Below are 17934 nucleotides of genomic sequence, written 5' to 3'. Positions count from 1 at the left end.
GCGGTGCTCGACTCGCTTTTGATCCCCTTCCGCTCACAGCCCCAGCCTCCGGTTTTGCCCGAGGGTTACATCCTTGATGGGCAGCAGACCCCAAGCGGGGGGGAGCTGAACCGTCTCCTGGTTCAGTGCGGGGACCCCCAGCGGCTGGACGAGCGGCTGGAGCAAGCCCTGGCCCGCAGCAACTGGCAGTTCAGCGTGCGCAATCCCAGTGGTGTGTTGGTGGGTTTTGTGCGAGCCACGAGCGACCTCGCCCTCAACGCCAATCTTTGGGATCTCTCAGCCGATCCGGTTGACCCTGCGCAGGCCCAGGTGTTGTTGGTGATCGTCCATGCTGCGATGGCCCGGCTGCGCCGCGAATTGCCCGGTTGCAGCATTTCGGTGGCGGCCCCCAGCGTGGCCCTCGACGCGCTGAAGCGAAACGGATTTGTCGTGGACCCCGGTGGCATTCGGGCCATGGGTCTGCGCCTCTAGGCAACAAAAAACCCCGCCGCGGCGGGGTGGTGTCGGTGACTGGTCTGGACCTGTTCACGAGCATGGAGGGACTCGAACCCCCGACCCTCAGAACCGGAATCTGATGCTCTATCCAACTGAGCTACATGCCCATACGCCCTGAGCAAGTTCAGTTGCTCAGATGGGTCGTGTGCAGGCAGCAGACCGCCGTCACCGCCTTACCTTACTGGTCAGACGGCCCCAGAAACCCATTCGGCTGCATCGCCTGGAGCTGCGTCAGTTCCGTAATTACGGAGAGCTGAGCCTGACCCTCGAGGCTCCGCGGTTGCTGGTGATTGGTCGCAATGGCGAGGGCAAATCCAACCTGCTGGAAGCGGTGGAGCTGCTCGGGAGTCTCCGCTCCCACCGCTGCAGCAGCGACCGGGATTTGATTCGCCAGGGGGAGCGTCAGGGCTTGATTGCTGCCGACTGCACAGGCGGAGATCGCTTGGAGTTGGAACTGCGCCGCCAGGGGGGACGACAGGCCCGGCGAAACGGAAAGGTGCTGGAGCGTCAGCACGAGTTGATCGGCCCCTTGCGCTGCGTGGGCTTCAGCGCCTTGGACCTGGAGCTGGTTCGAGGTGAACCGGCCCTGCGACGGCAGTGGCTCGATCGGGTGGTGCTGCAGCTGGAGCCGGTCTATGCCGAGTTGCTCAGCCGCTATGGCCGGCTTCTGCGTCAGCGCTCCCAGCTGCTGCGTCGAGGGTTCCCCCAGTCGCAGCTCGATGGGCTGCTGGATGCGTTTGATCAGCAGATGGCCTTGATCGGAACGCGGTTACACCGCCGGCGGCTGCGGGCCCTGCGGCGTTTGGAGCCCCTGGCCCAGAGCTGGCAGCACCGCCTCAGCGATGGCCGTGAGCTCTTGGGGTTGCGGTATCGCCCCGGCAGTCAGCTCGAGGGGGAGGAGGCGGAGGCGCCCTGGCGGGACGCCTTGGCTGAGCAGTTGCTTCAGCAGCGTCCCCAGGAGCTGCGACTGGGCCAGTGCAGCGTCGGTCCCCATCGCGATGAGGTGGCGATGGAACTTGGGGGCCAGCCCGCCAGACGCTATGGATCAGCGGGACAGCAGCGCACCTTGGTGCTGGCCTTGAAGATGGCTGAGCTCGAGCTGGTGCATCAACTCTGGGGCGAGCCCCCGTTGCTGCTGCTCGATGACGTCCTGGCGGAGCTGGATCCCGGACGGCAACAGCTGCTGCTGGAGGCGGTCGGCGAGGGCCATCAGTGCCTCGTGAGCGCAACCCACCTGGGTGCCTTCAACGGCGGATGGCACCAGGGTTCTCAGGTGGTCACGGTTGAGGCAGGAGCGGTGCTCCCTGGCCAGTAAAGTCTTGAACTCTTTGCCTCACGTAGATGAGCCAAGCAGCCTGTCTCCACCCCAACCCGGGATGGACTGGAGCTGAGACGTTCTCCGCTAGCCCCCAAGCACCCAGTGCCACCGACATGGTGGGTAAACACTGCATTCTCGAGCTGTACAACTGCGACGCTGACAAGCTCGACGACGAAGCTTTCATCAGGAACGCCCTCACCATCGCTGCGAAGCGTGCTGGCGCGACCCTGCTCAATCTGATCACCCACCACTTCCAACCTCAGGGTGTGACGGGGCTGGCCCTTCTGGCCGAATCCCATATCTCGATCCATACGTGGCCTGAATCGGGCTACGCCGCCGTGGATGTGTTCACCTGTGGTGATCACACCATGCCGGAGCGGGCCTGCATTGTGCTGAGCGAAGAGCTCAACGCTGGTAACTACAAGCTCAAGAGCTTCCGCCGCGAAACCCCCGTAGCTGTGGCTGATGCCGAACGGGAACCCGATCTCGTGGCGGCCTGATCGCGACTGGACGCTGAGCCCTCCCGTAGTGGAGGGCTTTTTTGGGCCTACGCATTGGTGGCGCGCCCGGGGGTGATTGGTTGTAATGCCGCCAATCTCGATCTCTCCCCCATGCAGGAGATCACCTTTGCGGTTGAGGCGGCCCTACTGACCGGCGGCAGCCTGGCGCTGTTGGCTCTGGCCTCCCGGGTCCCCGCTGCAGCGGATCAAGCCATCGCGGCTCCGGAAGAGCCGTTAAGGGCCCATCGCCCCCCGTCTCCCCGTGGAGAGTTGGAGGGGCAAACGGTGGTGCAGCTGCAGCAGCTCGCCCGCGCCCGCGGGCTCTCCGGCGTCAGTCGCCTGCGCAAGGCGGATCTGATTGATCAGTTGCTCAGCGCTTGAGGGCCCGATTGAGCTTTCCGCTGACCAAGCCCTCGAGATCCAGGCTGACGGCGCTAAACCCCAGGGCCAGTAGGGCCTCGACGACGGCGCTGCGGGTGGGTTCTGCCACCAGGCGTTGCAGGGCTGAAGGGGGCACTTCGATGCGGGCGGTTTCCCCTTGGCTGCGCACCCGCAGCTCCTGAAATCCCCGCTCCCGTAGCCAGGCTTCGGCGGCGCCCACCCGCTGGAGCCGCTCGGCGTTGATGCCTTCGCCGTAGGGGAAGCGCGAGGCCAGGCAGGGCTGGGCTGGCTTGTCCCACCAGGGAAAGCCCAGCGCACGCGAGAGGGCACGCACCCCCGCCTTGTCGATCTGAAGTTCGGCCAGCGGCGAGCAGACCCCCCGTTCGCGGGCCGCTTCGATGCCAGGGCGATGGTCGCCGAGGTCATCGCGGTTGACGCCATCGAGGACGGTGGAGGAGCGCCAGGGTTCGCTGAGTTGCCCCACCAAATCAGCAATCACGCTGTGGAGTTCGCGCTTGCAGGCGTAGCAGCGGTTGTCGGGGTTGCTGCTGTAGGCGGGATCGCTGAGTTCAGCGGTGGGGAGCTCCTGCTGCTGGATGCCCATCCAGGTCGCCTGCTGCTGCGCTTCTGCGCGTAGATGGGGAGCGAGGGCCGGTGAGATGCCGGTGACCGCCAGGGCGCGATCCCCCAGTTGTTCAGCTGCGATGGCGGCCACCAAGGCGCTGTCGACTCCGCCGGAGTAGGCCACGATGGCCGCTGGGAGCGATCCGATTCGCTGCCGCAGAGCCTCCAGGGCCTCCGCTAAGGAAGGCTCCAGTCGTTCAACGATGGGGTGCCCTGGCTTCAAATCACTCTCGTTAGGATCCAACGGTAAGAGGCGCGTCGATGGCTCCGCAGGCAACCTCTGCCAGCTCCACCCGCAGCACCGGGCGCGGCATTGGGATCCGGACCGCCGCCGATGGAAGCGAGCGCAGCCGCGGCCAAGTGCACGTCTACGACGGCGAAGGGAAGGGCAAAAGTCAGGCGGCCCTGGGCGTGGTCCTGCGCACCATCGGCCTGGGCATCTGCGAGCAGAAGCAAACACGGGTTTTGTTGCTCCGCTTTTTGAAGGGGCCCGGCCGCTCCTATGACGAAGACGCGGCAATCGAAGCCCTGCAGCAGGGTTTCCCTCACCTGATCGATCAGGTCCGCACCGGCCGCGGGGAATTCTTTGGCGTGGATGAGGTCACCCGCGTCGATCTCCAGGAGGCTCAGCGGGGCTGGACCATCGCCAAGGGGGCGATCGCCAGCGAGCTCTATTCGGTGGTGGTGCTCGATGAGCTCAACCCCGTGCTGGACCTCGGTCTGCTGGACACCGAAGAGGTGGTCCGCACCCTCTCAGCCAAGCCCGCGGGCATGGAGGTGATCGTCACCGGTCGCGGCGCCCCGCGTCCCCTGGTGCAGATCGCTGATCTCCATTCGGAGATGCGCGCCCACCGCCGCCCCGACACCCCGGAGCTCGAGGAGCAAACCGGTGAGCCCGTGTTGGCCGGCCTGGAGGGGGTCGAGGTCTACACCGGCGAAGGCAAAGGCAAATCCACCAGTGCCCTGGGCAAGGCGCTGCAGGCCATTGGCCGCGGCATCTCCCAAGACAAGAGCCATCGGGTCTTAATCCTGCAGTGGCTCAAGGGCGGTAACGGCTACACCGAGGACGCGGCCATTGCGGCCCTGCGCGAGAGCTACCCCCATCTGGTGGATCACCTGCGCTCCGGCCGTGATGCCATCGTCTGGCGCGGCCAGCAGCAGCCGATTGATTACGTCGAAGCGGAGCGGGCTTGGGAAATCGCCCGCGCGGCGATTTCCAGCGGCCTCTACAAAACGGTGATCCTCGATGAGATCAATCCCACCGTTGATCTCGAGTTGATTCCGGTCGAGCCGATCGTGCAGACCCTGCTGCGCAAGCCGGCTGAAACCGAGGTGATCCTGACCGGGCGCTGCAAGCACCCACCGGCCTACTTCGATTTGGCGAGCGTCCACTCCGAGATGGTCTGCCACAAGCACTACGCCGAGCGGGGCGTGGACCTCAAGCGCGGCGTCGATTACTGATCGCGGGCCATGAAAAAAGCCCGGGGTAACCCGGGCTCAGGTCCTGTGGTTAGTAGCGGGGGACCGAGCTGTCCACCTCTTGGCTCCAGGCATCGATGCCGCCGGCCACGTTGATGCCCTCGACGCCATGGCGCTTCAGTGCGATCAGGGCCTTGGCACTGCGGCCGCCCAGCTTGCAGTGGGCATAGAGCTGCTTGCCTCTGGCGAGCTCCTTAATGCGATCAATCGCGGTTCCGTTTTCGATTTGATCGAGGGGAATGAGCTGGGCGCCAGGAATGACGGCAATCTCGGCTTCGGGGGGATTGCGAACGTCGATCAGCACCATCGAGGAGGTGTCCCCATCGAGCAGGGTCTTGAGCTCGCTGACGCTGATGCTCTCGACGGAGCCGGCTTCCTCTTGGCCAGGGGCGGTGCCGCCCACACCACAGAACTCCTGGTAGTCGATCAGCTTTTCGATCACCGGCCGCTCCGGGGTGGGACGCAGCTTGAGCTCCCGGAACTTCATGCCGAGGGCATCAAAGAGCAGCAGCCGGCCGCTGAGGGTGGTGCCAATGCCAGTGATGATCTTCACCGCTTCGGTGGCTTGAATCACGCCGATGATTCCGGGCAGAACGCCCACCACGCCCCCTTCAGCGCAGGAGGGGACCATGCCCGGCGGCGGGGGCTCGGGGAAGAGGTCGCGGTAATTGGGGCTCTCGCTATCCAGGTTGAACACCGTGGCCTGGCCTTCAAAGCGGAAGATCGAGCCGTAGACATTGGGCTTGCCCAGCAGCACACAGGCGTCGTTCACCAGGTAGCGGGTGGGGAAGTTGTCGGTCCCGTCGCAGACGATGTCGTAGGGGCGAACGATGTCCAGGGCGTTCTCGCTGCTGAGGGCCGTCTCATAGAGATCCACCTGGCAGTGGGGGTTGATCTCGAGAATCCGCGCTTTGGCCGATTCGATCTTGGGCTTGCCCACCCAGCTGGTGCCATGGATCACCTGGCGCTGCAGGTTGGAGTGATCCACGACGTCGAAGTCGACGATGCCGATGCGGCCAACGCCGGCTGCGGCCAGATACAGAAGGAGTGGTGAGCCCAGGCCGCCGGTGCCAACGCAGAGGACAGAAGAGGCTTTGAGCCGCTTTTGGCCCTCCATGCCCACTTCCGGCAGGATCAGGTGGCGCGCAAAACGGGCCACCTCATCGGGGCTCAGCTCGATGCCGGTGGTGTCAAGGGGAAGCATGGAGTGCCGATCGCTTTCCAGCTCACTACTTTCCCAAACGCTGGTCCCCTGCGGCCAGCCCCTGCCATAAAGGCAATTCGCGTGGTTCGCTCGGACCCTCCTCCCCTGAGATCCACCAGGCCCGCCAAGGGTTCTGCTCCAGGCCCGAGAGAATGAGCATCAACGTGGGTCCGAAACAAAGCTCCAGGTCCGTGGCCGACGGGATGGCGGGACTGGTGGGGTGGCTATGGGCGGCACCGATCACCTGCAGTCCTTTCTCCCTCGCCCAGCGTTGCGCCAGCAGCTGCTCCCTTGGGTCGAGCTTGAAGCGGTGATCCCGTTCCTGGGCGGGCTCCCAGCTGTTGCAACAGGGCCAAACCCGATGCAGCTCCAAGGTTGTGCCATTGGTTTGGCCCAGCAACAGAGCGCATCCCTCCTCGGGGCAGGCCGCTTGCAGGGTGCGCTCCAAAACGATCAGGCAATGACCATCGACGCGCAACTGGTCTGGCGCTTGGGCAGTCACCCGGATACCTTGTGTCGAGGTTTTTAATCCAAGCCCATCCTGATGACCGACGACAGCAACGATCTGAAGGAATCGGCCACCCCCGCTGCAGAAGAGGCCGGCGCCAACTTCACCGAGCGCTACACCGAGGTCCTGAGCAAGGTCAACGAGACCCTCGACAAGGTGGACTGGAACCAGATGGGCCGCATCGGTAAGGGTGTCGGCGTTCTGGTGATCGTCATCGTTGCCCAGGTGCTGATCAAGGGCGTTCTCGACACCATCAACCTTCTGCCGGTTGTTCCTGGTCTGCTGGAACTGCTGGGTCTGGTGGTGGTCGGTCAGTGGAGCTGGAAGAACCTGACCACCAGTGACAAGCGCACTGCCGTGATCAACAAGGTGCAGGGTCTTCGCAAGGAATACCTCGGCTGAATTCAGCAGCTGACCAATCGCTGCCGTCAGTGCCACTCGCGCAGCAGCGCGGTGATGCTGGCGGCACTTTGCTGCCAATAGCCACCGCCAAAGAGATTGGCGTGGTTGAGCAGGTGATACAGGTTGTAGAGCTCGACCCGCTGCTGGTGGCCCTTCTCTAGGGGCCATTCTTGTTCGTAGCCCGCGAAGAAGCTGCGGGGGAATCCGCCGAAAAGCCGGGCCATAGCTAGATCCACCTCCCGGTCTCCGCGGTAGACGGCGGGGTCAAAGATGCTGCCCCGACCGTCCTGGAGCAGGGCGGCATTGCCGCTCCAGAGGTCGCCGTGGACCAGGGCCGGCTCAGCGTGGTGCTCCTCCAGCCAGAGCGGGACCCGCTCCAGCAGCTCCTCTGCTCCATGGAGCGTCTTGCCCGAGGCTGCCGCCCAGCGCAGCTGGGCTCCCAGCCGCTCTTCGGCAAAAAAGCGTCCCCAGCTCTCCCCCCAGCGGTTGGTCTGGGGACCAGAGCCGATGAAGTTATCGCGCTCCCAGCCGAAGCGTCCGTCATGGCCCTGCAGGCTGCCGCGGTGCATCCGGGCCAGGCCCGCACCCAGGGCCCCCCAGGCACCGGTTTGATCGGCCGGATGACCAAGTTGCAGCCAATTCAGCAGCAGAACGGCCTCCGTTCCGGCCAGGCCCAGGCCGCAGGGTTGCGGAGCCAAGAGCCCTGACTCACCCTGCTTGATGGCGCTGCTTAGGGCCTCCAGGCCCTGGGCCTCGGCGTCCAGTACTGGCAGCAGCGCGGCCCGGTTGGTTTTGGCGAAGAGCTCTCGCCCATCGGCCAGGGTCAGACACCAGGCGCTGTGGATGCAGCCACCACCCACCGGCGAGCGCTCCAGTAGTCCCACTCCCGTTGTGGCCTCGATCCAGTCGGAGAAGGCCTGCGGGCTGGGCACGACGCGGTGGAGGTAGGGGCGCTGCCAGCATGCCGCGATGGGCAAATCCTGTGATGTCGCAGTGGTCGGGGGGGGCATCGCGGGCCTGACCGCCGCCGCTCTGCTGGCTGCCGAGGGCCTCCAGGTGGAGTTGCTGGAAGCCCACAGTCAGACGGGCGGCTGTGCAGGCACCTTTCGCCGCGGTCCCTATGTCTTTGATGTGGGCGCGACCCAGGTGGCGGGCTTTGAGCCGGGGGGCATCCATCAGCGCCTGATGGCCCATTTCGGGGTTCCGCTCCCCAAGGCCACACCCCTGAATCCCGGCTGCAGCGTCCAGCTCAGCGCCGCTGAAGACCCGGTTCGGCTCTGGCGGGATCCTGAGCGTTGGCGTCTGGAGCGCCAACGCCAGTTCCCTGGAAGCGAACGCTTTTGGTCCCTCTGCGCCTTGCTGCACAGCAGCAATTGGGCCTTCGCGGCCAAAGATCCGGTGCTGCCGCCTCGGACCCTCTGGGATCTGCGCCAGCTGCTGGGGGCTGTGGGGGCCGGCACCTTGGCCAGCGGACTTTTCACGACCGCCACGGTGGCGGACCTGTTGGTCCTCAGCGGTTGCGGGGGGGATGCGCGCCTGCGCCGCTTCCTCGATCTCCAGCTGCGCCTCTATTCCCAAGAGCCGGCTGATCGCACGGCGGCCCTCTACGGGGCAACGGTGTTGGCGATGGCCCAGGACCCGCTGGGGCTTTGGCATCTCCACGGTTCGATGCAGCAGCTCTGCTTGGCGCTTGAGCAGGTGCTTGAGGCCAACGGGGGGAGCCTGCGCTTACGCCACCACGTCAGCCAGCTGCGCCCTGGTGCCAGCGGCTGGCAGCTTCGCGGCGAGGGGCCTGGTCAGAAGCCCTTTGCACTCGAGGCGGCCGATGTGGTGTGCACGCTGCCGCCCCAAGTGCTCCCCCAGTTGTTGGGGGAGGCCCTGCCTGCGGCCTACGGCCGGCGCATTGCCAGCTTCCCGGATCCCTCTGGGGCCTTGGTGCTTTATGCCGCGGTGGATCGCGATCGGCTGCCGCCAGATCTTGGTCTGCATGCCCAGCTGGATTGGCAGGACCCTGGCAGTGTCTTTCTCTCCTTCAGCGCCGAGGGCGATGGACGGGCCCCGGCGGGCCAGGCGACCTTGATCGCCAGCGTCTTCACTCCCGCCAAGCCCTGGTTTGGCTTGCCTGAGCCGGAGTATCAGCGCCAGAAGCAGCAGGCGATGGCGGGAATTCAGGCGGCGCTTGAGGCTTTCTTCGGCCTGAAGCCCGAGGACTATCGCCACGCTGAGCTGGCCACACCGCGGGGCTTTGCCGGCTGGACTGGCCGCCCCTTTGGCTTTGTCGGTGGCTTGGGGCAGCACCCCAGTCGTTTTGGCCCCTTCGGTCTGGCCAGCCGCAGTCCCCTGAGCGGACTGTGGCTTTGTGGGGATGCGATCTATCCCGGTGAGGGCACTGCAGGGGTGAGCCTCTCGGCCTTGATGGCTTGCCGGCAGCTGCTGCAGAGCCAGGGGCGCTCTTTGGATCTCAAGGCCTAGAGAAATTCAGGCCGCAGGGTTTGGCAGTGGGTCAGCTGCTGCTTCAGGGTCTCCCACTCCTCCCCATCCACCAGGGCCTGCAGCTGCTGCAGTTGCCGTTGGTACTGCTCCAGGGCCGCCAGGACCGCGGCGCGGTTGGTACGGGCCATCAAGGTGCCCAATTCGGGATTGCCGCCGCCGATGCGGCTGGTGTCGGCAAAGCCACTCGAGGCCAGGGCCCGCACGAGGTTGCCGGCCTGGGCCGCGCGTCCCCCCTGATCGGCGCTCTGCAGCAGGGCGGCACTGACCAAGACGGGCATGTGAGAGATCAGGGCGACGGCCTGGTCATGGGCCGCGGCTGGGCATTCCAGCCAGTGGGCTCCTGCGGTTTCAGCGAGCTCTCGGATGGCCGTCAGGGCGGCTGGATCGGTCTGCGCTGTTGGGGTGGCGACCCAGGGGCGCCCTTGGAAGAGCCCGGTGAGACCGGCTTCGACGCCTGAGTGGGCTGTGCCCGCCATTGGATGGCTTGGCACGAAACGCCCGTGAAGTCTGTCCCAGCACTCCTGGATGGGCTGTTTGACCGATCCCACATCCGTAATGACCGCGTCCGCCGGCAGAGCCGCCACCAGGGCGGGGTCGGGATCCAAAAGGCGGTCGAGCGGTAAGGCCAGGATCACCAGGGCGCAGTCCTGGAGCACGGCCGGGCTGGTGTCGATCTGCTGGGCCAGCCCGCGTTCCCGGGCGCGCTCAGCGGTGCTTTGGCGATGCACCAAGGCCCGGACCTCGAGCCCCTGGGCTTGTAGATCCAGGCCTAGTGATCCTCCGATCAACCCCAGGCCCACGATCCCGATGGGTCGCTCTCGCCAGTGGGTTGCCATCGCTGAACAGATGTCTCGCCCCAGCTTCCTACGATTCGCGGATGTTGGAAGCCAAGGCCCACCAACAGCTCAAGGCGCTCCTTCGTCAGGAGGGGGAAACCCGCTGGCCCCACCACCTCACCTTGAGTCGGCTGGTGGCCCGCAGCCTGCGCCGCTCGGATCAGACCCTGGTGCGTCTGGCTCCGGGCAGTGATCCCAGCTGGTTACTGGGCCTGCTGGTCCCCTTGGCTCTGCATAACAACCCCGTGGTCCTGGTGGTAAGCCCCGGCCTGCGGCAGCGCCTGCTGACGGTCGAGTTGCCCCGACTGCAGGCTGTCGGCTTGAACCTGCCCTGTTGGGAAGGGTCCACGGCGCCTGATTCGGCGCCCCTCTGGTTGCTGCAGCACGACGCCCTGGTGGCGGCTTGGCGCAGCGGTCAACTGGAGGATCGTCAGCTGGTGGTGCCGGAGGGGGAGCTGCTGCAACCGCTGCTGCGGCAAGCCTTGGACGTGGTGATTGAAACCGGGCACTGGGAGCAGTTGCGCCGCAGCCTCCCGGCAGCGGCGGCCAGCCTCTTGCAACTGCACGAACGGCTGAGCCGCCGGGTGCTGGCCCGTCCTTGCGGTCCCCATCAGCGGGTACCCATCACTCCTGAGGATGAGGCGCCCTTGCGGCAGTTGCTGGGGATCCTGGCCCCCCTTCCCGACCCCTGGCCCCAATGGCTTGAGACCGCCGGTGAGAGTTGGACCAGTTGGGCCTCAGTCAATCCAACGCTGTTGCAGTGGACCCTGCATCGCCAACCACTGGATCCCTGCACGGTGATGCCGGGGCTCTTCAGCGGCCGCGGTCTAGTGGTGGTTGGTCCCTGGCCGCAGCCTGCTCCTTCAGGGCTTGGCTTTGAGCCCCAGGTGGAGGTCAGCCTTGCCGATCCGCCACTGTTGGATCCTTTGCCCCTGTTCGCTCCGCAGGGGCAGGCGCTGCCCAATGCCCCCCACTACCCCAGTCACCTGCTGGATCAGTGCCGCCGGTTGGTCTTAGGGCAGGCCGGCCTGACCGTGGTGTTACTCGATGACGAGGGCCTGAGGCTCGGTCTGACCAGTGCCTTAGCGGCTGAGTTCGGCAGTCGGGTGGGCCATGAGCTCACCGCCCCAGAGGCCAATGGTGTGATCTGTTGCAGTTGGAGCTGGTGGCTGGAGCATCAACAGCGGTTGCCCTTGCCCTGTCAGTTGGTGGCTGCCACCCTGCCGATTTCCAGCCTGGAAGACCCGCTGACGGCGGCGCGGGTCGCGGCGCTGCGGCTGCAGGGCCGCGATTGGTTCAGGGAACTGCTGCTGCCGGACGCCCTCGGCCGTTTGCAGCGCTCGATCGCTGGTCTGCGCCGCAATGGTGGGCGTCTGGCTGTTCTGGATGGGCGTTTGAAGCGGCGGGGGTGGGGGCGGCAGGTGCTCGATGCGCTGGAGCCCTGGGTCGCTCTGAATCGTCTGCTCCCCAACTCCTAGTGGCGGACTGCCCGTAGCCTGGCTCCGTCGCGCAGCACAGCAGGAATGGGAGAGGCCAAGCGTCGCTCGGAACAGGGTTTGCCCCCCCGTGAGAAGAAGACCCCGAAGGCCAAGGACACCTCGCCCCGTATTGCCCCTTGGCTGCCCTTAACCCAGCGTCAAGGTGAGCAGTTCGTCTCAGTCACCACCCGCGGTGCCTGGATTGGCATTGGTGCGTTGGTGTTGTTTTGGTTGACCGTGCGCTTTCTGGGCCCCGCCCTGGGCTGGTGGACGCTGGCGGACGGCTAATTGTGAGGGAGCGAACGCTTTCACTCCCTCAAATCTGAAGAAAAGATTAGGATCGATTGGATCTTCACTTTTGGGCGGTCATGTTCGCTCGTCTGGCAGAGCAGTACCGATCGGTTGTTGAAGACTTGGTGATGAGCCTTCGTGCTCTTGCTGAAGGGCTTCAACGCCAGGGCATCGCCGCCACTTGTTATGTCTGCGGTGATGGCCTTGATGGCCAGGGTGCATCCTTTGTCGCCAGCCTGGGCGATCAACACATGGTGCGTTTTCTGGTGTCGGACTTCGGGATCAGCTGGGTGGAGTCCCGCAACGGCCATGAGCTGGTCAAGCTTGAGGGTGCCGAAGCTATCCAAGAGCTCGAACGCCTGAGCGCCAACCTTCGCGCGCTTGTTCAGCCAGCTGCGGTTGAAGCTCAGGTCTCCTGATTCGGCGGTTTTTCAACCGTCCTCAGCAAGAAGCCCCCGGGTGGTCCACCCGGGGGCTTTCTTTGTGCCTGCTGGTGTTCAGCTGGCGGCTGGCAGTGCCTGCTCTTTGCTGCTGCTGGCACTTCCTGAGGCGGCCAGCTTGGCGGCCGCAGTGGCAACGGGCTTCAGCGAATCGGTGGTTTCACTGAGTTTTTGGCGCACCTTCACTTCGATGGCGTCTTTCTCGGTGTTGTTTTGCTCGAGCCAGGTGATGGTGTTGTCACGCCCTTGGCCGATGTTGTCGCCCTCGTAGCTGTACCAAGCACCTTTGCGCACAACAACGCCGTGCTCTTCGGCGAGGTCCAGTAGGCAGCCCACGGTGCTGATCCCGCGGCCAAAGAGGATGTCGAATTCCGCAATCCGGAAGGGGGGCGCCACCTTGTTTTTGGCCACCTTCACCTTGGCGCGGATGCCGAATTCTTCGGTGCCGCGCTTCAGGGTCTGGATGCGACGGATGTCAAGGCGCACCGAGGCATAGAACTTCAGGGCATTGCCACCGGTCGTGGTTTCGGGGTTGCCGTAGGTCACGCCAATTTTCTGGCGCAGCTGGTTCAGGAAGATCACGGTGCAGCCGGACTTGCCGATGTTGCCGGTGATCTTGCGCATCGCCTGGCTCATCAGTCGGGCCTGGCTGCCAACGGCGAGGTCCCCCATCTCGCCCTCGATTTCAGAGCGTGGGGTGAGGGCGGCCACCGAGTCCACCACAACGATGTCAACGGCGGCGGAGCGCACCAGTTGGTCGACGATCTCCAGGGCCATCTCACCGGTGTCCGGTTGGGAGACCAGCAGGTTCTCGATATCCACTCCGAGGGCCGCGGCATAGACCGGGTCCAGGGCGTGCTCGGCGTCGACGAAGGCGGCCACGCCTCCGCGGCGCTGCACTTCGGCAATGGCGTGCAGGGTGAGGGTGGTTTTGCCTGAGCTCTCAGGGCCGTAGACCTCCACAACCCGTCCTTTCGGGTAGCCACCACCCAGGGCGAGGTCGAGGGTCAGGGCGCCGGTGGGGGTGGTCTCGATCCGCATGCGCGAGGCATCCCCCAGGCGCATGATCGAGCCCTTGCCAAAGTTGCGCTCGATTTGGTTCAGAACCAGGCCAAGGGCCTTGTCCCGCTCAGGGCTGGAGGCGCTGGTGCTCTTGTCGTCGGCAGGCATATCGCGAAAGGGTTGTAGGAGCGGCCGCGCAGCTGGTGGGCCAGTTCGGTGGAGCCATCCTGGGCGACCTCAATGAAAGAAGTGCCACCCCAGGCGCCAGGTGTTTCACCGGAGCGAAACCTGACTTGTAGTACAGGCGTACCCTAGCGGCTCAGGGCCAGTGCGCCAAGGGCTCGGCAAAGCCTTCGGGTTCCAGCAGTGTGATCCCGTCCGGAAGCCGTTCCCGGTCGAGGGGGCCCAGGTAGCCCCAGGAGACCAGAAAGCAGCGCACCGCCTCCAGTCCGGGTGTGCTGCGAACCGTTTCAAGGGTGACCCGCCGGTCCTCGACGAACCACAGGGGACGTCCTTGCTCCCTCAGGCGGAGCAGAACCTCGGGCTTGGTTCCTTGCTCATGTCCATAGACCGCCTGGGGTTGGAGGCCGTAGCCCGTCAGCAGTTCTCGCGCGAACTCTCCGCCTTTGGTGGTGAGAACCAGCCAGGGGCTGCCTTCGGCTTCGAGGGCGCGCAGTCGTTCAGGGACGCCTGGATAGGGGCTGTGTAAGGCCCGCCAGGCAGGGGTGTCCTGTTGGATGGCGTCGCTGCGCAGGTTCTCGAGGGCGCTTTGGAGCTGCTCCGCTGGGAAGCCCCAGCGGTTGAGGGCGCTTTGCGTGTGGTCGTCGTAGTCGCTGAGGTAGTGGGCAACATCGAGGTCACTCCTGGAGAGCTCGAGGGCCACCAGAACCATTTCCCAGCCCTTATGGATCAGCGGCCGCAGCGCGCTGAAGGCCTCTGGCGCAAGCTCGGGAAGCTGGCACTGGGGTGAGAGAAAAAGCGCGGCCCGGCGGGCGCTCCACCAGTACTCCCTCATTCCGTCCACAAGGACGCCATCGAAATCAAAAACCAGCAGCGGTTGGAGGCTCATGACACTCCAAACCCTTGCAGTGGCTTGGCTCTTTAAAAACTGGGCCGCTAGGATTCGAACCTAGGAATGGCGGGACCAAAACCCGCTGCCTTACCACTTGGCGACGGCCCAACGCGCTGCGTGTGAACCCCCAGGAACTGGCGGTGTCATCAGCACTCAGATAGTTACCCACAACGGGTCGACCTTCGTCAATCTCGCTGGGCCATCTCGGCCCTCTGGCTCAGCGCGGGAAGAGCCTGAGGCGCTGCTGGCTGCCGCTGCCGAACTCCGCTGAAGTCAGTTGGTAGCGGGCCGCCAGTTCCGCTTGCATCCTCCGGATGGCCTCTGTTCGGGGCAGCAATTCCACCGGCTGGCCTTGGGGGAGGACGACCTGTTCAACGGCCAGGCGGCATTCCTCGAGGGCTTCGAGGGCATCGTTCCTGGGGCTGGCCCCTTTGGACCTTCCCGTGGCTGCGGTGTCTTCAGGACGATCCTCGCGGCGGTGCAGCAGCCTCTCGAGCCCGCGCTGAATTTGGGACAACGTGTCGGCCTTGATCACAAGGATCGGCAGGCCGGCATCCTGTGCGCGCCTGCGCAGTTCAGGGCGGTGGCCCAGCTGTTGCCGGGCCGCGAGAACCACGTCGGCTTCCTCCACCTCCTCCACCAGCTGCACGGGGAGGCGCCGGCTGCGGATGGCCTGCTCAATCAAGGGTTCGCTCAGTCCTGCGTTGAACAGATGCAGGGGCAGCGGTTGGGGCTGGGTTTGTCCCTGGACTGCTGGTTCGGTTTTGGCGGGTGCTTCCGGGTCAGGGAGGGGACGCAGGGCCAGGGGCGGCTGGGCTGTGGCCCCTGGAGATTCCTGCGCGCGCTGCAGCGGCGCCGGCCTGGGGCTAACGCTGGGCGCCAGTGGTTCGCTGAGCAGCAACTGCCCCTTGGCGTCGAGCTGCCGGACCTGGGGACGCGGCAGCTGACCGCGCAGCAGCAGATCCACTGTGCGGGCGACATCGCGATGCACCAGCCAGCGGTCGCGGCTGTGCATTTCCACCGCCAGGGGGAAGGTCGGTTCTGCGGCTCTCTCCAGGACCGTCTTTTGGGTTCGGCGCCGGCGAGCCTCCTCATCGCCAAGGGTGACCGATTCGATCCCTCCCACCAGGTCGCTGAGGGTGGGGTTCTTGACCAGATTGGCCAGCTCGTTGCCGTGGGCGGTCGCCACCAACATCACGCCACGTTCAGCAATGGTTCGAGCCGCCTGGGCTTCCAGCTCAGTTCCGATCTCATCGATGACGATGACCTCGGGCATGTGGTTTTCCACCGCCTCGATCATCACTTGGTGCTGCAGCTCCGGCCGGGTGACCTGCATTCGGCGAGCCCGGCCGATGGCGGGGTGAGGAATGTCCCCATCACCGGCGATTTCGTTGCTGGTGTCGATCACCACGACCCGTTTGTCCAGCTCATCGGCCAGAACACGGGCGATCTCGCGCAGTGCGGTCGTCTTGCCGACGCCGGGGCGCCCCATGAGCAGCAGGGACTGACCGGAATCCATCAGGTCGCGGACCATGGCCACGGTTCCGAAGACCGCTCGCCCGACCCGGCAGGTCAGCCCAACGACGTCGCCTGTGCGGTTGCGAATGGCGCTGATGCGGTGCAGGGTTCGCTCGATTCCAGCCCGGTTGTCGCCTCCAAAGGATCCGAGTTGTGCGACAACGGCGGCCAGGTCGCTGCGCTCCATCGGGGCCTCCCCGAGCGGCACGGCGCGGCCTGGGTATCGGGCCTCTGGGACCCGGCCGAGATCCAGCACGACCTCGAGCAGTTGGTCGCGGGCCTCGGTTGGGGCCAGAGCCTCTCGTACGGCCTCGGGGAGAACCTCGAGCAGCCGATCGAGGTCGTCGGTGATCCGTTGCGGGCTGATCGGTGCTGAAGCCATGGGGGCGTTCTAGCGATTAGCGCTCGAGCCAGGGTTGGATTAAAGCCTTCACGCTGCTGCTGGCGACCGCTTCGAGCTCAGGGATCTGCCTGAGGGGCTGACTGCGCTTCTCCGCGTCCTGCAGCCAGGGTTGAAGCAGGCTGCGGGCCATCCCGCCAAAGGCCACCCCGGCGACCTTGGAGTTGGAGCCCACCAGTTCAATGGTTTTGGCGTTGGTGCCTCCGGCCAGTTGCAGCGGGCCTGGCGGTGCCCAGGGGGTGATCGCCTCCAGCAATTTCACGGCGGAGCGAGCCGTTCCCGCTCCGACATCGCCGCTCATGGGCCGGCCATCGAGCTGCCAGATCGGTCGGTAGCCCGCCCGGCGAAGGGCGCCAAAGCGAAGCCAGAGTTCGGCGGCGAGTTCCGGTGGGCTAAGTGCTGGGACCTGCTGGCTGCCGGCGCCCCGCTCGAGCCCGCAGCTGACGGCCACCCGTTGGAGGGGAATACCGCTGGTTTTGAGCTGGCTCAGGCGGGCTTCGAAGGCCGTTTGCCGCCCCCCTTGGGTGTGCAGCTCAACGGCATCGGGGGCAATGGTCTGAAGCAGGGCGGGCACCTGTTCGGAGCTCAGCCACTGTTGGTCTTCCTCGATGAGCCCGAGAGGGCAGGCCGGAAGGCAGCGGCCACAGCCGTAGCAGCGTTCAGTGAGGATCCCGCCGTGATCCCCAATGGCCAATGCCGGACAGACTTTTTGGCAAGGCCTCGGGCAATCGCTTGGACAGCGGCTGGGTTGAAAGCTGGCTTTGCGGAAGTGGGGGTCTGCCCCATCACTGAGGCTGACCATCAGCCAGGGGCGCTGGGCTCCCCGGGCGAGGGCCCAGTCGATCCCACGTTTTGCGGCATCAGCGACACCGGTGTCGGCGGCAATGTCGATGCAGTGGATTCCCGCTGCGGTGTAGAGCGCGCAGAGGTCCTCGATGGCCGCAAGGTCCTGGTTGCCGGCACCACAGATCAATTTGACCCAGCGGCCTCTCTGAAGGGCCGCGTCTGGGGTCAAGCGGCTGCGGTCAGAACGGAGCTCAAGGGCTGCCAGCGGAGGGCGCGGGCACCGCCCATCTCCACCACGATCTTCAGCCTGGGTTCGCGCTCGGTCAGGTTGATCAGCGCTTCGAGCTCACCGGTGGAGAGGACCTGGCCCTCCAGGAGCCAGAGCAGCACCGGGGCGTTGCCCTCAAACAGGTGACCCAACTGTGGGGTGGCCATCTGCACCTCGCCAACGGCCGCGCCCCGTCCAACGCTTTGGTGTCCCAGGTGGGGCGGACGGACGCCGTGGGACTGGAAGAGGAAGGCTTCCGGGTCTCCCAGACCACGGGCCGAGGTGATCTGAGCGCGATAGCCGGCGGCCCGCATCCGGCGGAGCAGTCGGGTTTCGGCACCACCTTCCAATGGGGCGTAGAGCGCAAGGACGCCCGCCCGCTCCAGCTCTTGGCGGAAACCGCGGCCGGTGAGCAGCAGGGGCATGGGGCGGATCAGCG

At 65.5% G+C, this 17934-nt stretch carries 20 protein-coding genes and 2 tRNA genes; 10 read left to right on the top strand and 12 right to left on the bottom strand.

Translation table 11 applies throughout. The features are described 5' to 3' along the window. Positions 1-3: 3 nt before the first annotated feature. Complete coding sequence (locus ACLM42_RS09715) at positions 4-471, top strand: N-acetyltransferase (RefSeq protein WP_247911848.1); 468 nt, start codon at positions 4-6, stop codon at positions 469-471. 57 nt (positions 472-528) lie between these two features. Here the strand turns inward: ACLM42_RS09715 and ACLM42_RS09710 are convergent. Continuing rightward, a tRNA-Arg gene (locus ACLM42_RS09710) sits at positions 529-602 on the bottom strand. A 119-nt stretch (positions 603-721) separates the two neighbouring features. Here ACLM42_RS09710 and recF point away from each other — a divergent pair. The 3 genes from recF to ACLM42_RS09695 are packed head-to-tail and all read left to right on the top strand — an operon-like array spanning position 722 to position 2694. Further along, positions 722-1810, top strand: a complete 1089-nt coding sequence (gene recF, locus ACLM42_RS09705; RefSeq protein ID WP_415400163.1) for a DNA replication/repair protein RecF — start codon at positions 722-724, stop codon at positions 1808-1810. 26 nt (positions 1811-1836) lie between these two features. Further along, positions 1837-2313 carry an adenosylmethionine decarboxylase gene (gene speD, locus ACLM42_RS09700; RefSeq protein ID WP_415398938.1) on the top strand — a complete coding sequence of 159 codons (477 nt, stop codon included), beginning with the start codon at positions 1837-1839 and terminating at the stop codon, positions 2311-2313. 57 nt (positions 2314-2370) lie between these two features. Continuing rightward, positions 2371-2694: a Rho termination factor N-terminal domain-containing protein gene (locus ACLM42_RS09695; RefSeq protein WP_247911846.1), complete on the top strand. Its 324-nt coding sequence runs from the start codon at positions 2371-2373 to the stop codon at positions 2692-2694. Here the strand turns inward: ACLM42_RS09695 and larE are convergent. After that, complete coding sequence (larE, locus tag ACLM42_RS09690) at positions 2684-3562, bottom strand: ATP-dependent sacrificial sulfur transferase LarE (protein WP_415398937.1); 879 nt, start codon at positions 3560-3562, stop codon at positions 2684-2686. The two genes, ACLM42_RS09695 and larE, sit on opposite strands and share 11 nt — an antisense overlap. Positions 3563-3579: 17 nt before the next feature. On the opposite strand from larE, the gene ACLM42_RS09685 reads away from it, so the two are divergent. Continuing rightward, positions 3580-4779 (top strand): cob(I)yrinic acid a,c-diamide adenosyltransferase, encoded by a 1200-nt coding sequence (locus tag ACLM42_RS09685; protein WP_247911845.1) that lies wholly within the window; start codon positions 3580-3582, stop codon positions 4777-4779. A 49-nt stretch (positions 4780-4828) separates the two neighbouring features. Here the strand turns inward: ACLM42_RS09685 and moeB are convergent, their stop codons facing one another. After that, positions 4829-6001: a molybdopterin-synthase adenylyltransferase MoeB gene (gene moeB, locus ACLM42_RS09680; RefSeq protein ID WP_415398936.1), complete on the bottom strand. Its 1173-nt coding sequence runs from the start codon at positions 5999-6001 to the stop codon at positions 4829-4831. A gap of 25 nt (positions 6002-6026) precedes the next feature. Then, a complete protein-coding gene (locus ACLM42_RS09675) occupies positions 6027-6503 on the bottom strand; it encodes a M67 family metallopeptidase (protein ID WP_415398935.1) in 477 nt (158 codons plus the stop codon). 42 nt (positions 6504-6545) lie between these two features. Here ACLM42_RS09675 and ACLM42_RS09670 point away from each other — a divergent pair, with 42 nt between their 5' ends. Beyond that, positions 6546-6911 (top strand): CAAD domain-containing protein, encoded by a 366-nt coding sequence (locus ACLM42_RS09670; RefSeq protein ID WP_010314878.1) that lies wholly within the window; start codon positions 6546-6548, stop codon positions 6909-6911. Between the two features lie 26 nt (positions 6912-6937). Here the strand turns inward: ACLM42_RS09670 and ACLM42_RS09665 are convergent, their stop codons facing one another. Beyond that, a complete protein-coding gene (locus ACLM42_RS09665) occupies positions 6938-7888 on the bottom strand; it encodes a fructosamine kinase family protein (RefSeq protein ID WP_415398934.1) in 951 nt (316 codons plus the stop codon). Between ACLM42_RS09665 and crtD the strand changes: the two genes are divergently transcribed. Next, on the top strand, positions 7881-9383 hold the full coding sequence (crtD, locus tag ACLM42_RS09660) for a C-3',4' desaturase CrtD (protein ID WP_415398933.1): 1503 nt from the start codon (positions 7881-7883) through the stop codon (positions 9381-9383). The two genes, ACLM42_RS09665 and crtD, sit on opposite strands and share 8 nt — an antisense overlap. Here the strand turns inward: crtD and ACLM42_RS09655 are convergent. Then, positions 9380-10240: a prephenate/arogenate dehydrogenase gene (locus ACLM42_RS09655; protein ID WP_415398932.1), complete on the bottom strand. Its 861-nt coding sequence runs from the start codon at positions 10238-10240 to the stop codon at positions 9380-9382. The two genes, crtD and ACLM42_RS09655, sit on opposite strands and share 4 nt — an antisense overlap. 41 nt (positions 10241-10281) lie before the next feature. Here ACLM42_RS09655 and ACLM42_RS09650 point away from each other — a divergent pair, with 41 nt between their 5' ends. The 3 genes from ACLM42_RS09650 (at position 10282) to ACLM42_RS09640 (ending at position 12428) form a co-directional block, all read left to right on the top strand. Then, complete coding sequence (locus tag ACLM42_RS09650) at positions 10282-11718, top strand: helicase (protein ID WP_415398931.1); 1437 nt, start codon at positions 10282-10284, stop codon at positions 11716-11718. Between the two features lie 45 nt (positions 11719-11763). Continuing rightward, entirely contained in the window at positions 11764-12006 is a 243-nt protein-coding gene (locus ACLM42_RS09645; RefSeq protein ID WP_247911838.1) for a DUF2839 domain-containing protein, read from the top strand. 80 nt (positions 12007-12086) lie between these two features. Beyond that, positions 12087-12428, top strand: coding sequence for a DUF1815 family protein (locus ACLM42_RS09640; RefSeq protein WP_415398930.1), 342 nt, complete (start codon positions 12087-12089; stop codon positions 12426-12428). Positions 12429-12506: 78 nt separating this feature from the next. On the opposite strand, the gene recA is transcribed toward ACLM42_RS09640, so the two are convergent. The 6 genes from recA to ACLM42_RS09610 form a co-directional block, all read right to left on the bottom strand. Further along, positions 12507-13619, bottom strand: a complete 1113-nt coding sequence (recA, locus tag ACLM42_RS09635; RefSeq protein WP_247911836.1) for a recombinase RecA — start codon at positions 13617-13619, stop codon at positions 12507-12509. Between the two features lie 151 nt (positions 13620-13770). Beyond that, a complete protein-coding gene (locus ACLM42_RS09630) occupies positions 13771-14520 on the bottom strand; it encodes an HAD family hydrolase (RefSeq protein ID WP_247911835.1) in 750 nt (249 codons plus the stop codon). Between the two features lie 39 nt (positions 14521-14559). Continuing rightward, positions 14560-14631 (bottom strand) — tRNA-Gln (locus ACLM42_RS09625). Between the two features lie 109 nt (positions 14632-14740). After that, on the bottom strand, positions 14741-16423 hold the full coding sequence (locus ACLM42_RS09620; protein ID WP_415398929.1) for an AAA family ATPase: 1683 nt from the start codon (positions 16421-16423) through the stop codon (positions 14741-14743). Positions 16424-16439: 16 nt separating this feature from the next. Continuing rightward, entirely contained in the window at positions 16440-17456 is a 1017-nt protein-coding gene (locus ACLM42_RS09615) for an LdpA C-terminal domain-containing domain (RefSeq protein WP_415398928.1), read from the bottom strand. Next, positions 17453-17920 (bottom strand): NAD(P)H-quinone oxidoreductase subunit N, encoded by a 468-nt coding sequence (locus ACLM42_RS09610; protein WP_247911832.1) that lies wholly within the window; start codon positions 17918-17920, stop codon positions 17453-17455. Before ACLM42_RS09610 ends, ACLM42_RS09615 begins: the two co-directional genes overlap by 4 nt. Positions 17921-17934: the final 14 nt, after the last annotated feature.

Source organism: Synechococcus sp. W4D4, from assembly GCF_047716805.1.
GTDB lineage: Bacteria > Cyanobacteriota > Cyanobacteriia > PCC-6307 > Cyanobiaceae > Vulcanococcus.
Note: the sequence above shows the minus strand (reverse complement) of the source record. Positions and strands in the feature narration are given on the sequence as shown.

What these genes read in the sequence shown, in the direction of transcription:
- speD (WP_415398938.1), top strand. Translation starts at nt 1,837, where the DNA reads ATGAGCCAAGCAGCCTGTCTCCACCCCAACCCGGGATGGACTGGAGCT.
- ACLM42_RS09685 (WP_247911845.1), top strand. Translation starts at nt 3,580, where the DNA reads ATGGCTCCGCAGGCAACCTCTGCCAGCTCCACCCGCAGCACCGGGCGC.
- moeB (WP_415398936.1), bottom strand. Translation starts at nt 6,001, where the DNA reads ATGCTTCCCCTTGACACCACCGGCATCGAGCTGAGCCCCGATGAGGTG.
- ACLM42_RS09670 (WP_010314878.1), top strand. Translation starts at nt 6,546, where the DNA reads ATGACCGACGACAGCAACGATCTGAAGGAATCGGCCACCCCCGCTGCA.
- crtD (WP_415398933.1), top strand. Translation starts at nt 7,881, where the DNA reads ATGGGCAAATCCTGTGATGTCGCAGTGGTCGGGGGGGGCATCGCGGGC.
- ACLM42_RS09655 (WP_415398932.1), bottom strand. Translation starts at nt 10,240, where the DNA reads ATGGCAACCCACTGGCGAGAGCGACCCATCGGGATCGTGGGCCTGGGG.
- ACLM42_RS09650 (WP_415398931.1), top strand. Translation starts at nt 10,282, where the DNA reads ATGTTGGAAGCCAAGGCCCACCAACAGCTCAAGGCGCTCCTTCGTCAG.
- ACLM42_RS09645 (WP_247911838.1), top strand. Translation starts at nt 11,764, where the DNA reads ATGGGAGAGGCCAAGCGTCGCTCGGAACAGGGTTTGCCCCCCCGTGAG.
- ACLM42_RS09640 (WP_415398930.1), top strand. Translation starts at nt 12,087, where the DNA reads ATGTTCGCTCGTCTGGCAGAGCAGTACCGATCGGTTGTTGAAGACTTG.
- recA (WP_247911836.1), bottom strand. Translation starts at nt 13,619, where the DNA reads ATGCCTGCCGACGACAAGAGCACCAGCGCCTCCAGCCCTGAGCGGGAC.
- ACLM42_RS09630 (WP_247911835.1), bottom strand. Translation starts at nt 14,520, where the DNA reads ATGAGCCTCCAACCGCTGCTGGTTTTTGATTTCGATGGCGTCCTTGTG.
- ACLM42_RS09620 (WP_415398929.1), bottom strand. Translation starts at nt 16,423, where the DNA reads ATGGCTTCAGCACCGATCAGCCCGCAACGGATCACCGACGACCTCGAT.
- ACLM42_RS09610 (WP_247911832.1), bottom strand. Translation starts at nt 17,920, where the DNA reads ATGCCCCTGCTGCTCACCGGCCGCGGTTTCCGCCAAGAGCTGGAGCGG.